This is a genomic window from Cellulosimicrobium funkei (genome assembly GCF_001019615.1).
Lineage (GTDB): Bacteria > Actinomycetota > Actinomycetes > Actinomycetales > Cellulomonadaceae > Cellulosimicrobium > Cellulosimicrobium cellulans_E.
The window spans coordinates 198602-213490 of the sequence record NZ_JNBQ01000003.1; the positions used below are offsets into that span (position 1 = coordinate 198602).

Here is a 14889-nt window from a genome sequence, read left to right on the forward strand (position 1 = left end):
CGGCCGTCGTTCTCGACGCTACGGCGCGCCGCCGTGACCCCGCTTCTCCGATCGTGCTGTCCCGGGCATGGCGTCTGGCTGCGGCTGTCCCCACGCGAGCGCGAAGCACCCGGGCACGGGCGGTCCGCCCGCGCGGAGGTGCTCGTCCCGGTAGGTGGTCGGCGTGACGCCGACGATCGCGCGGAAACGCGTCGAGAACGTCCCGAGGCTCGCGAAGCCGACGGCATGGCACACCTCCGTCACGGTGAGGTTCGCCGTGCGCAGCAGGGTCTTCGCCCGCTCGACGCGGCGCGTGGCGAGGTAGGCCATGGGGCTCGTGCCGAACGTGGCGGCGAACGCGCGCGCGAAGTGGAACGGCGAGTAGCCCGCGACCGCGGCGACCCCGGCGAGGGTGAGCGGCTCGGTGAAGTGCGCGTCCATGTGGTCGCGCGCCCGCCGCAGGTGGACCGCGACCTCGGGCTCGACGCTCACGCCGTCCACCGCGGCTCGTCGGCCCCCCACGGACGGGCGGGCGCGGGATAGTCGTCGACCCGGGCGTCGCCGAGGCGGTCGAGCGCGGGGCGGGTCGTCGTCGCCACGACCTCGCGGCCGTCCAGGCGCGCCGGGTGCTCGACGACGCAGCGCGGGCCCGGCGTGCGCGGTGCGTCGTGCGCGGGGTCGCGGCCGGGAGTCGCGAGCAGGGTGTGCCCGGTCCGGGCGAGCGCGCCGTCGATCTCGCGGCCCCGGCCGTCGGCCGCGCGATCGGCGAGGGCGTCCACGACGGCGGCCGCGAGGAGGTAGCCCGTCGCGTGGTCGAGCGCCTGGGCGGGCAGGGCTCCGGGGATCGCGTCCTCGGGAGCGGCCCCGTCCCGTGCCCCTTCCACGAGGGCGATCCCGCTCACCGCCTGGACGATCGAGTCGAAGCCGCGCCGCCCGGCCCACGGGCCGTCGTCGCCCCACGCCGTGACGCGCGCGTGCACCGCACCCGGCGGGAGCCGCAGCCCGAACGCCTCGACCGCCCCCGGGCGGTACCCGGTCACCAGCACGTCGGCGCGGTCGAGCAGCTCCTGGGCGCGGGTGAGGCCGTGGTGCGTCGCGAGGTCGAGCAGCGTCGACCGCTTCCCCTGCCCGGTGTCGAGGTGCTGGACCTCGATCTCCGGGAGCCCCGGTGGGTCGACCCGCAGGACGTCCGCGCCGAGCAGGGCGAGCGTGCGCGTCGCGACCGGACCCGCGATGACGCGCGTCAGGTCGAGCACCCGGAGTCCCGCGAGCGGGCGCGGCCCGCGCGCGAGCGGGCGTGGGGGAGCGGCGTCGTCGCGCGCCGAGCGCCGCACGGGAGGGTCCGACGCCGCGGCGCGGCCGGGCGCGGACGCGCGCCACTCGTCCTCCGACCGCACGCGCACGGCGATCGCGCCGACGTCGGCCGCACGGTCCTCGACGTCCTGGGCCGAGCGCGCGGCGAGGGCGACGGCGACGTCGTCGCGGGTCGGGGTGCTGCGGAGGTCGTCGGCGAGGTCGAGGAGCGCGAGCAGCCGCGCGCGGTGGTGCGGGTAGTTCGCGTGCGTGCGGACCCAGCCGTCGGAGGTCCGGAAGAAGCCGGAGAGGGGGGCGAAGCCGTCCACCGGTGCTCCGTCGACGCGCAGCAGCCGGTCGCTCGCGAAGGCCGCGGCGACCCGCTCGGGGTCGGGAGGCGCTCCGGCGTCGAACCCGCCGGCGCGGGCGGCGGCGTCGCGCACGGCGACGACCGACGCTGCGGCGAGGTCCAGGACGGGCAACGTCGCCGCGAGGAGGCCGTGCCGTCTGCGTGCCGTCGCGCTTCCCACGGCACGACGCTACGCCTGAACCGCTGCGTGCGGGTGAGCGTTCACACCTGCGCGTGCGCGCCCATGAATCTCGACGTACCGTGCTGGAGGTGTGTCAACCCGACACGCCGGGCATGTCACGAACTTTTGCAGGGGGCACAACATGATGCGGTACCCGCGACGCCGGTCCGGCGCGGTGGGCATGGTGATGGCGACGGCGCTCGCGACGGGGCTCGGCACGATGCTGGTCGCACCCGGGGCGAGTGCGGCGGCGAGCACGGTCGTCACGCCGCTGGGCGCGCGGACCTACGCGGTGTCGTCCTACTACGGACCACGCTGCATGCCCATCGCCAACGCCTCGACGTGGCACCTCGGCCAGGACCTCAGCGCCGCCTCCGGCACGCGGATCAACGCGATCGCCGACGGAGTGGTGCTCCGGGCCGGGAGCGTCAGCGGCTTCGGCCAGTGGGTCGTGCTCCGCCACACGGTCGGCGGGAAGACCGTCTCGAGCGTCTACGGGCACGTCATCGACGGCGACAAGTACGTCAAGGTCGGGCAGAAGGTCAAGGCGGGGCAGCGCATCGCGGACGTCGGCTCGACGGGGACGTCGACCGCCCCGCACCTGCACCTGGAGGTCTGGAACGGCACCTACGGGTCCGGTGCGTCGCACACCGACCCGCTCGCCTACCTGAAGGGCAAGGGCGTCGACCTCGGTCGCAGCGCGACCCGCGTCGCGGCCCGGCCGTCCGCGAAGTCGTGCACGTACTACGCGAACACGGCCGTCAACCTCCGCAAGGGCGCGGGCACGAACACCGCGGTGCTCACGCTCGTCCCCCGAGGCGCGGCGGTCGTGGGCAAGCCCGGCGACGGCAGCGGGACGTGGCGCAAGGTGACGTACGGTCGGCTCACGGGGTGGGTCTCGGCGGCGTACGTCGGCCCGACCAAGCCCCCGCCCGTCAGCACGGCTCCCGTCTCCCGGCCCGTCTCCACGCGGTACGTCACCGCCGCCTCGCTCAACCTCCGGGCGTCGGCGACGACGTCCTCGGCCGTGCTCGCCCGGCTCCCGAAGGGGACGAAGCTCTCCGTCACGTCCACCTCGGGAGGCTGGCTCAAGGTCACCGCGAACGGTCGGGCGGGGTGGGTCTCCGCCCAGTACACGTCGACGCGCGCGCCGTCCGCCCCGGCGAAGCCGGCCCCGGCCCCCGCGCCCGCGAAGGCCAAGACGTCGTACGTCACGGCGTCGGTGCTCAACCTCAGGGCGACGCCGTCGACGTCGGCCAAGGTGGTGGCCAAGCTGTCCCGCGGCACCGCGGTCACGCATGCGGGCACCGCGTCGAAGGGCTGGCTCAAGGTGACCGTGGGCAGCCGCACGGGCTACGTCTCGACGACCTACCTCTCGGCCACGAAGCCGCGCTGAGGCACCCGGACCACGACCCGCGTCAGGGGCCGAGCGTCACCGTGCCGGGGAACCGCGCGGCCGAGCGGTCGGTCGCGGACCCGTCGCCCGCGGCGTTGATCTCCGAGATCATCATGACGAGCTCGAGGTCGGAGTCCGCGGCGCGGGCGAGGCTGGTCGCGAGCTGGTACGGGTCCGTGAGCGGCTGCATGTCGTAGTCCGTGACGATCATTCGCGTCTGCATGCCCAGGCTGTCGTTCTCGACCGCCGTGCGCACGCTGTCCGCGAGGCGGTTCATCTGCGACTCCGTGAGCGTCATCGTCACCTGCTGGCCGGACGACACCTCGCCCGACGGCGAGAAGCCGGAGAACTCCCGCGTGTTGAAGTACTGGGACGACATGTCGTCCGCGGTGACGTCGAACGAGTACGTGCGGGCCGAGAGGTCCTCGTTCCCCGAGGCGTCGAAGGCCTGAGACATGCGGAAGTCGCCGCGGTCGCCGTACGTCGCGGTGAGGAGCTGCTCCGTGCTGCCGTCGGGGTTGGTCGTCGCGACGAGCGAGCCCGTGTTCTTGCCGATCTCCCACTCGGCCCCACCGACGGGCGTGTCGAAGCCGACGGTCGACGTCGAGTCGAACTCGACGCGCTCGATCTTCGTGGTGCCCGAGATGCCGGTCGACGGGTCGGCGGGGATCTCGCCCGTGACGAGGTAGGTGTCGTACGCGGCCTGGCCCTCCGGCGTCGACAGGTCGAACTCGGCGCTGCGCAGGGACGCGCCGTCGAGCGACGTCGTGTTCCCGAGCATGACCTTCACGGCGTCGAAGTCGAGGCCGAGCCCCGCGTGGTTCGCGAGGGCCTCGGTCGGGCCCGCGGTCACGCGCACCGTGTCGTCGCCCGTGCGCTCGATGAGGCTCGTCACGCCGCTCGCGTCCTTGACGGACGACTCGACGGCGATGTGGCGGAACGCCGCGTTGAGCTCGGTCTCGGAGTAGCTGCCGCCGTCCATCGTGACGGACGATCCCACCGGCATGCTCCGCGGGTCGAACGGGTTGATGCTGCCCGGATCGGTGACTCCCGCGCCGTCGGGCACCTTGACCGTGTACTCGGACGTGACGCCGGTCGTGTACCCGCCGCTGACGCCCGTGCCGCCCTTGTCGACGCCGCCCTCGACGCCGATCGAGACGTCGGACTTGGACGTGTACGTGGTGAAGCCGTCCTCCGACTTCTCGCCGACGGTGTACTCCGCACCGCCGTTGACCCCGAACGAGATCTTCGACCCGTTCGTCGTCTTCATCCAGTCGGAGAGCGAGCCGCTGCCGGAGTACGTGGTCTCGCCGCTCTCCGGGTCGTGGGTCACGCCGAACCCGACCTTCGCGTCGGTGCCCTCGGTCGCCGGGTTGCCCGGGCTCCCGTTGTCGGAGCCGGACTCGTGGTCGCCCTTCACCGTGACCTTCGGGCCGCCCGGGCTCTCGTCGCCCGAGCCCGACCCGCCGCCCCCGCCGGGCCCGCCACCGGAGCCTGGCCCGCCGCCGGGTCCGCCGCTGCCGCCCCCGCCCGTGCCGCCCGTCCCGTCGGAGCTGGCGCTCTCCTGCTGGTCGGCGTTCTTGCGGACCTTGTCCGCCGCGTCGCGGAGGGTCGCGGTGGCGGCGGCCAGCGCGGGGCCGAGCTCGGCCGACCAGCGGCCGCGCAGCTCGTCGCCGTCCGGGCCGGCCCAGCGGGCGCCGCTCACGGTCGAGTCCAGCGTGCTGCGCGTCGTGGTGAGCGCCTCGGACGCCGTCGTGAGGCTCTGCGCGAGCGCGCGCAGCTCGCCGATGTCGGCACCGTAGAACCCCATGGTCGTCCCTCTGTCGCAGCGGATCGTGCATCCGGAGCGTACGCGGGCGGCCGTCGCCACGTCTCGCCCGGCTCATGGGGCGAGGTCCCCATGGGGCGGCTGGCGCGGCACGGGGGCACGGCGCGGGGTCAGGCGGAGAGGACCCCCGCGAGCCGGTCGAGGACGATCTGGCCCGCCGGCGGGACGCGGTGCGCGTCGGCCGGCGTGAGCCAGGCGAGCTCGGCGATCTCGGCGTTCGGCGCCGGCTCGGGGGAGCCGGGGACCGGCTCGGCGTACATGCAGTGCATGCGCACGACCCGACCGCCGAGGCCATGACCGGGGGCCTCGGCGACGAAGGCGGGGCGGACCGACGTCGGGTCGAGGCGGACGCCCAGCTCCTCGTGGATCTCGCGCACCAGGGCCTCGGCGTCCGACTCGCCGGGCTCGACCTTGCCGCCCGGCATGAAGAAGCGGTCCTTGCCGGTCGTGCGGACGGCGAGCAGGCGCCCGTCGCGGACGTTCACCCAGCCGACGGTGCGCAGCGGGGGCAGGGCGGCGGGCTCGAGGGTGGGCGGGTCGGTGCGGGGAAGGTCGTGCGACGTCACGGCTCCACTGTGCCATCTCCACCGGACTGTCCCCGCCCCGCCGTCCGGCGTCGACAGCTCACGACGCCGGGACCCCCGACGGCGCGTGGCGCACCCAGCGAGCCACGCGCCGTCGGGCCTGCCCCTCGCGCGGCCCCAGTTCCGGCGAAGGACGATCGTGCCGGGCGGGGCCCGGCACAGACGATCGTCACACCGACCAGCGAACCGCGCTCGCTGCGGACCCGCCCCCGCCCGCCCCGGTCGGACGCCGAGCACGACATTGCTGCCGTTATCGGGACGATAACGGCAGCAATCTCGTGGTCGAGGGCGAGCAGGGTCGTGCTCGACGGCGTCGTGTCACCAGGACGCGTTGCGCGCCAGCTCGAGCGCGACCTCCTGCCACCACTGTCCGGCGGGCGGCCCGCCGTTGCACGACCCGTCGCTCTCGCCGGGCAGCTTGACCCACAGCAGGGCATCGAGGTGCGTGCCGTCGTCGACCGCGCGCGGCTGGTCGCCGAGCGCGCGACCCCGGGGGTTGCACCACTCGCCGTTGCTCCCGTTGCCGTTGCGCGACGTGTCGACGACGAACGACACGTCCCCGCCGAGCAGCGCGGCGACCTGCTCGCCGTACGCGCGCGACTCGGCCGTCGTGCGGTAGTTCGACGTGTTGAGCGCGAACCCGACGGCGTGGTCGAGGCCCACCTGCTGGAGGCGGGCCGCGGCGGTCGCCGGGCTCAGCCACGCCGAGTGGCCCGCGTCGACGTAGACGCGCGCGCCGGCGTCGGTCAGGATGTGCGCCGCATCGCGGAGCATGCCCACGCGGTCGCCCTGGCCGGAGCAGTCGCCGAGCTGGGCGAGGGCGTCGGGCTCGAGGACCACCCACGGCTCGCCGACGATGCCCGACGCGACCGTCTGGACCCAGCTCCGGTACGCGGCCTCGGCGGTGCCACCGCCCGAGTGCGAGCCGCAGTCGCGGCCGGGGATCGCGTAGATCGTCAGGAGCGGCGTCGCTCCCTCGGCCGCGGCCGCGCTCGTGAACGCGGCGACCTTGGCGCGCGACACCTGTGCGTCCGCGTCGGTGACCCACGACGACTGCGGCGTGAGCGCGATCTTCGCGAGCAGGTCCCGGTCCGTGCCCGACGCCGACTGCCAGGCCTCCCACGCCTGGTTCGTCTCGTCGACGTGGAACGTCACGTCGCCCGGCGTCTCGGGCGGGTCGGTGGGGTCCGGCGGGTCGGTGGGGTCCGGCGGGGCGTCGCCGCCGCACGCGACGCCGTCGAGCGTGAAGCTCGTGGGCACGGCCGGAGCGGACGCGGCCGTGCCCACGAGGCCGAAGGAGGCGCTGCCGCCCGTGGCGAGCGACGCGTTCCAGCCGACGTCGCCCACGGTGACACGGCCGCCGTCGCGCACGAGCGTGCCGTTCCAGAGCTGGCTGATGCCCTCGCCGGGCGCCAGATCCCAGGCGATCTCCCAGCCCGAGCGCGCGGCGCCGAGGTTCGTGACGGTGACGTCGGCCTGGAAGCCGCCGGACCACGAGCTCGTGATGCGGTAGACGACCGTGCAGGCCGCGGAGGCCGCGGAGGGCGCGGCCGCGCCGGACGTCGCGATCGCCGCGCCGGCGGTCGCCGTGGCGCCCAGCGTCGCGAGGGTCGCGACGGCGGCGACGAACGTCGCCGCACGGGCTCGTCGGGTGGAGGAGGTCGCTCTCATGCTCGGGGCTCCGTCGCCTCGGGGTCAGGACACCGCCACGGTAGGGACGGCCGGGGAGCACCGGGCAGGGTGCGAAACGTTTCGCGCTGCGGCGTGTCGCCCTCCATAGGTTCGTCACGAGGGTATGTTCGTGGCCATGTCATCCAAACCGCTCCAGGAACCCGCGTTCCTCGTCCTGTCCGCGCTCGCGGCCGGTCCGCTGCACGGCTACGGCATCGCGCAGGACGTCGAGTCCAGCTCCGACGGGCGCGTGACGCTGCGTGCCGGGACGCTCTACGGAGCGATCGACCGGCTCGTCGCCGCCGGGCTCGTCGAGGTGGACCACGAGGAGGTCGTCGACTCGCGCCTGCGCCGCTATTACCGGCTCACCACCGAGGGCGGGTCGCGCCTCGCCGCCGAGGCCGAGCGCGCCGAGGCGCAGGCGCGCCGCGCGCTCGAGCGCCTCGGCGCCCGACGCCGTGCGTCCGCGGCGGCGCGAGGCGGCGCCCCCGCGCGCGACGTCGCCCGGGGCCTCGCCGACGGCGGGGCGGTGCCGGCATGAGCGGGGACCGGGGGGAAGGTCTCCGCGCGGCGGGTGACGGGACGGCGGCCGCACAGGTCGCGGGGAAGCCGACGGCGGAGCCCGGCGCGACGGTGCTCGTCGCACCCGTCCTCGTCCGGGACTACCGCCGCCTCCTGCGGCTCTTCCCGTACACCTACCGGCGGGCGCACGAGGCCGAGATGCTCGGTCATCTGCTCGACGGCGCGCAGCCCGGACAGGCGCGCCCGACCCGCGCCGAGCGGTGGGACCTCCTGCGCGCCGCCGCGCGCGAGTGGACCCTCGCGCCCCTGGGCCCGACCGAGCGGCAGCGTGCCGCCGCGGCCGTCGTCGTGCTCGTCGCGCTGACGGCGGTGCTCGCGGCCCCCGCGTCGCAGGACCTCCTGCGCGTCGGTCTCGCGCTGGGAGACGAGTCGGCGCGGGAGGTGGTGGGAACCGCCGCATCGCCCGCGTGGCTGGTCGTCGCGACGGCGCTCGTCGCGGTGCCCCTCGCCCCGGCCTGGCTCCTCTGGGCCGGCTCGGTCGTGGCCCTGGCCACGCGCCTGCGGCGGACCGGGCTCGTGCTCGCCGCGCTCGCCGCCGCGGCGGGCGTCGTCGCGGTCGGCTCGCTCGTCGCGGCGGAGCGAGCGTTCGTCGCGTTCCAGGAGACCGGGTGGGTCGTCGCCCTCGTGGCCTCCCTGGGGGCGGTCGCCGCCCGCGTGCGGCAGACGGGGCCCGTCCTGGGGGCGCGCGCGGGTGTGGCCACGCTGTGGCTGACGGCGGTGTCGCTCGCGGTCTCCGTGCAGCGGAGCGCGACGGCCGTCACCGAGGAAGGCGTCTGGGCCACGCCTCCGGGATACCCCTTCACGCTGGCGGCGGACATCGCGATCCTCGTGGGGGTGGCGGTCCTGCTGGTGGCCGTCCGGCCCGTGCGGCAGGCCGCTCCCGTGCTGGCCGGGGTGCTCACCGCTCTGATCCTCAGCGGCTCGGACGTCTTCTGGTCCGGCGCGCTCGACACCACGGCCGTGAACCTGGGCAACGTGCTCGGCGTGGTCGCGCTGTCGGCCGTCGTCACGCTCGTGGCCCGGTGGGTGGTCAACCGCCTCGACGAGCTCGCTGAGTCCCGGGCCGCGCACCGCGCGCTCCTGGCCGCGTCGGGCCTCGGCACGGCGGTCGCCGCATGACCGCGGCAGACGCTCCGACCTCGGTCGCGGAGCCGCCGGTCCCTCCGGTGCTCGTCCGGGACTACCGCCGCCTCTTGCGGCTCTTCCCTTACACGTACCGGCGGGAGCACGAGGCCGAGATGCTCGGTCACCTGCTCGACGGCGCGCGGCCGGGACAGTCGCGCCCGACCCGTGCCGAGCGGTGGGACCTCCTGCGCGCCGCCGCCCGGGAGTGGCTGCTCGCGCCGTTGGGCTCGACGCCGCGGCAGCGGCGCGCAACGACCGGCCTCCTGTTCGTGCTGCTCCCGGCCGTGCTCGTGGTCATGGCGGCGCGCGTCCTCGCGTTCGCCGCCGCGATGTTCCGGGTGGTGCGAGGCCCGGACAGCCTCGCGCCGCTCGTGGCGACCGTCCCGACGGCGCTGACGTGGGCACTGTGGCTCGCGGCGGTGGCCCTCACGCTGGCCGGTGCGCGGCGCGTCGGCCTCGCGACGGCGGTGCTCGCTGCCGTCGTCGGGGTGGTCGCGATCGTCCTGGCCCTCGCGTCGGGCAGCGCCTACGCCGCGTACCTCGACGCGCCGTGGGTCGTCGGGCTCGTCGCGTACGCGGGAGTCCTCGCCGCGCGACGGACGTGCCGGGTCGGTGCCGAGCCGGTGGCCCTCCGGGCGGCGACGGTCGGGGCCATGGCGCTGGTCCTCGGCGCCTTCGTCGCCGCCACCTACTCCGACGCGGCGCACCTCGGGACGCCGTGGTGGTCGGGCGGCGCTCTGGTCTCGTGGACGCTCCAGGCGCTCGCTGCGCCGGTGGTCGTGCTCCTCGGCGCCGCCCTGCTGGGGCGCCGGACTCGGCAGGCGGTCCCGGTGCTCGGCGGGCTCGCGCTCGCGATGGTGCTGAGCCGCTCGACCTTCTTCTGGTCCGGCACCGTGAGCATCCGGACGGCGGACCTCGGCAATGTCCTCGCCCTGCTCGGGCTCGCGACCGCCGCGCCGCTCGTGCTGCGCTGGGCCGTCAACCGTCTCGACGAGCTCTCCGAGGCGCGGGCCTCGCACCGTGCGCTGCTCGCCGCCGGGGGAGGGGCGCCGGAACCAGCCACGCCGCGCCCGGGCGAGCCGACCGCCGTCTGACAGCCGCGCCGCCGAGCACGACGCTGCGCGCTCACGAGAACGACATGAGGGCCGTTATCCATCGGATAACGGCCCTCATGTCGTGTTCGGCGCAGTGGGCGTCAGTCTAGGTAGGCCGTCACCAGGCGGGACGCGAGGCCCGTGTACGTTGCCGGGGTGAGGTTCGCGAGGCGCTGCGCGACGTCGTCGGGCAGGCCGAGGCCGGCGACGAACTCGCGCAGGCGCGCGGCGTCGACGCGCTGGCCGCGCGTGAGGTCCTTGAGGCGCTCGTACGGGTTCTCCATGCCGGGGACGCCCGCGACCGACGCCGCGCGCATCGCCGACTGGATGGGTTCGCCGAGCACCTCCCAGTTCTCGTCGAGGTCCGCCGCCATGAGGTCGGCGTTCGCGGCGAGTGCCTTGAGGCCGCGGCGCACGTTGTCGATCGCGAGGAGCGAGTGGCCGAACGCGGGGCCGACGTTGCGCTGCGTCGTCGAGTCCGTGAGGTCGCGCTGGAGGCGCGACGTGACGAGCGTCGCCCCGAGCGTGTCGAGCAGCGCGGAGGAGATCTCGAGGTTCGCCTCGGCGTTCTCGAACCGGATCGGGTTGACCTTGTGCGGCATGGTCGACGACCCGGTCGCGCCCGGCACGGGGATCTGCGTGAAGAACCCGAGCGAGATGTACGTCCACACGTCGGTCGCGAGGTTGTGGAGGATGCGGTTGAACCGCGCGACGTCGGCGTACAGCTCGGCCTGCCAGTCGTGGGACTCGATCTGCGTCGTCAGCGGGTTCCACGTGAGCCCGAGGCCCTCGACGAAGTGCTTCGACACCGACGGCCAGTCCACGCCCGGGACGGCGACGGTGTGCGCGCCGTAGGTGCCCGTCGCGCCGTTGAGCTTGCCCAGGTACTCGGCCGCACCGACCCGGCGGAGCTGGCGGCGCAGGCGGTGCGCGAGGACGGCGAGCTCCTTGCCGAGCGTCGTCGGCGTCGCGGGCTGGCCGTGCGTGCGCGAGAGCATCGGCACGTCGGCGAGGTCGCGCGCCATGTCCGCGAGCTGGTCGGCGAGCGCCGTCGCGGCGGGCAGCCACACCTGCTCGACCGCGCCGCGCACCATGAGCGCGTACGACAGGTTGTTGACGTCCTCGCTCGTGCACGCGAAGTGCACGAGCTCGCCGACGCCGGGGAGCACGGTGTCCGAGCCCAGGGCGTCGGGCGCCGCGGCGAGCCGGCGCTTGACGAAGTACTCGACGGCCTTGACGTCGTGCACCGTCTCGCGCTCGATGGCGGCGAGCTCGGCGATCTCCTCGCCGCCGAACGTCGCGGGGATGCGGCGCAGGTACGCGACCTCCGCGTCGGAGAGCTGAGGAGCGCCGGGGACGACCGGGTGGACCGCGTTCTCGTCGACCGCCTGGACGCCGTTGCACAGCGTGATCAGCCACTCGACCTCGACGTGGACGCGCTCGCGGTTGAGCGCGGCCTCGCTGAGGTGGTCGACGAGCGGGGCGACCGCGGCACGGTAGCGGCCGTCGAGCGGTCCGAGCGCGATCGGCGGGGTCACCTCGGCGAGCGACACGCGGGCAGGGGCGTCTGCGGCAGGGTTCTCGGGCACGCCCCTGATTCTCCCACGCGTGCCCGACGGCGGCCCGCGCCTCCCACAGTTCGAGCACGCGGCCCGGGTGGGCGGGCGGTCCGTGGCACGGCAGGGTTCGTGGCCGTCCCCAGGGACGCTCCGCCGGGGGGCCGTCCACAGGGCACCGTCGACCGTGACGGGTGGTGCGCGGCTCTGCGTACGGTCCTCGCCATGTCCTCCTCGTCGCCTCCGCCGCCCTCGCCGTGCGTCGCCGCGCCGTTCGGCGTCACCCTCGCCCGGACCCGGGTCCTCACCGCCCAGGACGACGTCGCGCGAGCGGGTGCCGCGCTCGTCGCGCCCGACCTGCCGTGGGCGGGTCACGCCCGCGCGTCGTACGACGACGCGGCCGCCGAGCGCCGGAGCGGTCTGCTCCGCGTCGGCATGCTGCTCGACTCGTGCCTCCTGCGCCTGGACGCGCTCACCGTCCTTGCCGAGGCCGACGTGGCACGGATCCGGGCCGAGCTCGCCGCGGCGGGCGTGCCGTGAGCGATCCCCGCCCGGCGCCCGTGGTCGTGGTGCGCGGCGGCACGGAAGCGACCACGGTCGAGACGGCGGCGGTCGTCGCGCAGGCGGTGGCCCTGGGCGCCCGGGCGGACCTGGTCGCTAGCACCGTGGCCGCGCTCCGGGACGCGCGGGACTCCGTGGAGGTGGCGACCGCGAGCCCCACGTCGTTCGGGGGCCGCTTCGTGGCGCCGGCCCCGCTCCAGGCCACGTCGGGCTGGAGCGTTCACGCCACGCCGTACTGGTCGGCCGAGGTGCGTGCGGCACGTGCGGCCGCGCTCGAGGCCTTCGACCTCGCGATCGGTGTCGCGGAGCAGCAGGAGGGAGGGCTGAGGTTCCTCGCAGCGCGACTGCACCAGGCCGTCCGCGTGTACGACGACGCGGACGCCGACGCCGCCGCGTTGTGGCAGGACGCCGCTCTCCTGGTCGCTGGAGGTCTGAGCCCGGTCGGGGCGGCGGTCGCCGGGGTCGCTTCCGTCCTGGCCGTGGGGACTGTCGGGGCCTGGGTCTCGCTGAAGCAGGGCCGCCCTTCCCTGTACCCGTTCATCACCTCGGGGCAGTACCTGCACCCCGCCACGATCCGCGCATTGAGCCGTGCGATCGGCGTGTTCGACGTGGATCGCCCGTGGTACCAGATGCCCACGGTGGGCAACGGTGCGTCGGTGCTGCGCGGGCTGCTGCAGCCCCTGCGCGACCGGTTCCTGCGCGACCCCGAGGTCCGCCTCGTCGACCCGTCCTACGACCTGCCGACCCCCACGGACGTGCGGTCCGCGCTCGGTGCCGTGGAGGCGCTCACGACCGACTCGACGCTCAGCATCCAGAAGATCGTCAAGGACGACGGCACGCCCACGTGGGTCGTCGCGATCCCCGGAACGCAGCCCTTCAACCTGAGGTCGGTCTTCAACATGACGTCCAACTACCAGCTCATGGACGACGACCCGGCGGTGCGGGCGCAGGCAGACAGCGCGCGTGCCGTGCTGGAAGCGATGCGGCAGGCCGGGATCGCGCCGGACGACGACGTCGTGCTGGTGGGGCACAGCCAGGGCGGCATCATCGCGTCGACGGTCGCCGCGGCGACGGTCGGCACGTACGCCGTGCGGCACGTCGTGACGGCCGGGTCGCCCATCGGCGGCCACGACCTCCCTCCCGGCGTCAAGGGCACGCACCTCGAGACCCAGGGGGAGGGGATCTCCGACACCGACGGCGCGGAGAACCGTGCGACGGCGGACCAGGTCACGGTCACGGGGGCCTTCGTGGCACCGGGCGGCGGGCCGACGGCCGAGTGGCCGCACAGCGTGCCCTTCCACCAGGAGGTGCTGGACGCCGCCGTCGAGGTGGGCGACCGGGGGCTCGAGGAGCACCTGACCGACGTCGAGCGGCTGCTCGACGGGGTGGCCGACGAGCCCCTCGTCTACGAGGCGCGGCTGGTGCCCGACCCCGACACCACGTTCTGCGTCGGGGACGTGGCGGTCCCGCGGTCGCCCACGCCTCCGTGGGCGCCAGGCACGCCGTTCCCCGGCGCGCCCGTGGTGCCGTTCCCGGGGACGCCGGGCACGACGTCGCGTGGGGTCCCGGGCCTGCCGTGGCTAGGAGGTCCGACTGAGGGCGACGTGACCGCGCCCGGCGTGGAGGGCGGGGGCGAGGACGGTGCGCGATCGCTGTAGCCGCCCGGCTCGCGCGACAGAGGGCGGGCTCACACCGCCCGGCTGTTCGCGTAGAACGTCCAGCACCGGCTCGGATACTCCGTGAACGCGCGGTGGCCGCCGATCCCGTGTGCCGCGTCGAACGAACGGAGAGCCTCCTCGTCCTGTCCCGCGTCCAGCGCGGCCATCCCCAGGATGACGTGCGGCGAGGTGTCTCGTGGGTTGGTGCTGAGCCGAGGCAGGCGTCGCGCGTACTCCAAGGCCGCGTCCGCAGCCCCCTGGCGGAGATGCGACTCCGCGAGGGTGGCGCAGAGAACCGCGGCGATCGGGAAGTCGTACTCACGCTCGAACCACGGGGTGTCGGTGTCAGGCAGCTCGGCCCAGCAGGCGTGCCAGATCACCACTGCGGAGGACTCGTCGTCCGCTGCGATCTCGGTGGCCCGTTCCCACTCGTCGAGCAGCCGCTTCCCGAGGACGTCGGGGAGGTAGCGTCGAGGCGTCTCGGTCACCGTCTCACCTTGCCATCCCGCGGACGACCGCTCCGATCGCCGTGGGCGTCCGGTCCCCGCCGCGGTGGACGGGGACGGTCAGCGGTCCTGGGCCTTGGGCACCACGGCCGAGACGGCGAAGTTGATGAGCCCGATGATCAGCGCCGCGAGCAGGGCCCACCAGAACCCGCCGACGATGCGGATGCCCCAGTCCGTCTGCTCCGTGATCCACGCGGTGAGCATGAGCATGAGCGCGTTGACGACCAGGGAGAACAGCCCCAGCGTGAGGATGTAGAGCGGGATGGACAGGATCTGCACGATCGGCTTGATGACGGCGTTCACCAGCGAGTAGAGCAGCGCCACCACGAGGATGATGACGACCTTCCCGCCGGCGGTGTCGGAGCCGACGATCTGGAAGTGCTCGTCGATGAACAGGCTCGTGAGCCAGATCGCGAGGCCGGTGACGAGGACGCGGACGACGAAGCTCATACCGGGCATCCTGCCACCCGGGAGCCGCGCGGGCACGGCGCCGGGCCGTGCGCCGCCGGGACCGCGACGGGCAGGT

General features: G+C 74.7%; 14 protein-coding genes. 6 read left to right on the top strand and 8 right to left on the bottom strand.

Annotation, left to right across the window (positions count from 1 at the left end):
• Positions 1–18 precede the first annotated feature (18 nt).
• The gene (locus FB00_RS05335) at positions 19–471 is read right to left on the bottom strand and encodes a helix-turn-helix transcriptional regulator (protein ID WP_231581726.1); all 453 of its coding nucleotides are present in this window, start codon (positions 469–471) and stop codon (positions 19–21) included.
• Positions 468–1802: a CoA transferase gene (locus FB00_RS05340; protein WP_047231828.1), complete on the bottom strand. Its 1335-nt coding sequence runs from the start codon at positions 1800–1802 to the stop codon at positions 468–470. The genes FB00_RS05335 and FB00_RS05340 overlap by 4 nt, the downstream gene beginning before the upstream one ends.
• Positions 1803–1944: 142 nt before the next feature.
• Here FB00_RS05340 and FB00_RS20960 point away from each other — a divergent pair, with 142 nt between their 5' ends.
• On the top strand, positions 1945–3198 hold the full coding sequence (locus tag FB00_RS20960) for an SH3 domain-containing protein (RefSeq protein WP_052877461.1): 1254 nt from the start codon (positions 1945–1947) through the stop codon (positions 3196–3198).
• A 22-nt stretch (positions 3199–3220) separates the two neighbouring features.
• Here the strand turns inward: FB00_RS20960 and FB00_RS21935 are convergent, their stop codons facing one another.
• The 3 genes from FB00_RS21935 to FB00_RS05360 form a co-directional block, all read right to left on the bottom strand.
• The gene (locus tag FB00_RS21935; RefSeq protein ID WP_047231829.1) at positions 3221–5008 is read right to left on the bottom strand and encodes a hypothetical protein; all 1788 of its coding nucleotides are present in this window, start codon (positions 5006–5008) and stop codon (positions 3221–3223) included.
• A gap of 128 nt (positions 5009–5136) precedes the next feature.
• Positions 5137–5592, bottom strand: a complete 456-nt coding sequence (locus FB00_RS05355; protein ID WP_231581727.1) for an NUDIX hydrolase — start codon at positions 5590–5592, stop codon at positions 5137–5139.
• A gap of 336 nt (positions 5593–5928) precedes the next feature.
• Positions 5929–7281 carry a glycoside hydrolase family 6 protein gene (locus FB00_RS05360; protein WP_052877462.1) on the bottom strand — a complete coding sequence of 451 codons (1353 nt, stop codon included), beginning with the start codon at positions 7279–7281 and terminating at the stop codon, positions 5929–5931.
• Positions 7282–7417: 136 nt separating this feature from the next.
• On the opposite strand from FB00_RS05360, the gene FB00_RS05365 reads away from it, so the two are divergent.
• Genes FB00_RS05365 through FB00_RS05375 form a run of 3 tightly spaced genes read left to right on the top strand, consistent with a single transcriptional unit; the run spans position 7418 to position 10082 of the window.
• Positions 7418–7822 carry a PadR family transcriptional regulator gene (locus FB00_RS05365; protein WP_047231997.1) on the top strand — a complete coding sequence of 135 codons (405 nt, stop codon included), beginning with the start codon at positions 7418–7420 and terminating at the stop codon, positions 7820–7822.
• On the top strand, positions 7819–8982 hold the full coding sequence (locus tag FB00_RS05370) for a hypothetical protein (RefSeq protein WP_047231830.1): 1164 nt from the start codon (positions 7819–7821) through the stop codon (positions 8980–8982). The genes FB00_RS05365 and FB00_RS05370 overlap by 4 nt, the downstream gene beginning before the upstream one ends.
• Complete coding sequence (locus FB00_RS05375; RefSeq protein ID WP_047231831.1) at positions 8979–10082, top strand: hypothetical protein; 1104 nt, start codon at positions 8979–8981, stop codon at positions 10080–10082. The genes FB00_RS05370 and FB00_RS05375 overlap by 4 nt, the downstream gene beginning before the upstream one ends.
• A 101-nt stretch (positions 10083–10183) precedes the next feature.
• Here the strand turns inward: FB00_RS05375 and purB are convergent, their stop codons facing one another.
• Positions 10184–11671 carry an adenylosuccinate lyase gene (gene purB, locus FB00_RS05380; RefSeq protein ID WP_047231832.1) on the bottom strand — a complete coding sequence of 496 codons (1488 nt, stop codon included), beginning with the start codon at positions 11669–11671 and terminating at the stop codon, positions 10184–10186.
• Positions 11672–11863: 192 nt separating this feature from the next.
• Between purB and FB00_RS05385 the strand changes: the two genes are divergently transcribed.
• Together FB00_RS05385 and FB00_RS20965 are read left to right on the top strand one after the other, a co-directional pair.
• Positions 11864–12178 (top strand): hypothetical protein, encoded by a 315-nt coding sequence (locus FB00_RS05385; protein WP_047231833.1) that lies wholly within the window; start codon positions 11864–11866, stop codon positions 12176–12178.
• A complete protein-coding gene (locus FB00_RS20965; RefSeq protein WP_156186307.1) occupies positions 12175–13857 on the top strand; it encodes an esterase/lipase family protein in 1683 nt (560 codons plus the stop codon). The genes FB00_RS05385 and FB00_RS20965 overlap by 4 nt, the downstream gene beginning before the upstream one ends.
• Before the next feature lie 29 nt (positions 13858–13886).
• Here FB00_RS20965 and FB00_RS05395 read toward each other — a convergent pair whose 3' ends face one another.
• Together FB00_RS05395 and FB00_RS05400 are read right to left on the bottom strand one after the other, a co-directional pair.
• Positions 13887–14345, bottom strand: a complete 459-nt coding sequence (locus FB00_RS05395) for a hypothetical protein (protein WP_047231834.1) — start codon at positions 14343–14345, stop codon at positions 13887–13889.
• Between the two features lie 78 nt (positions 14346–14423).
• A complete protein-coding gene (locus tag FB00_RS05400; protein WP_047231835.1) occupies positions 14424–14813 on the bottom strand; it encodes a phage holin family protein in 390 nt (129 codons plus the stop codon).
• Positions 14814–14889 lie beyond the last annotated feature (76 nt).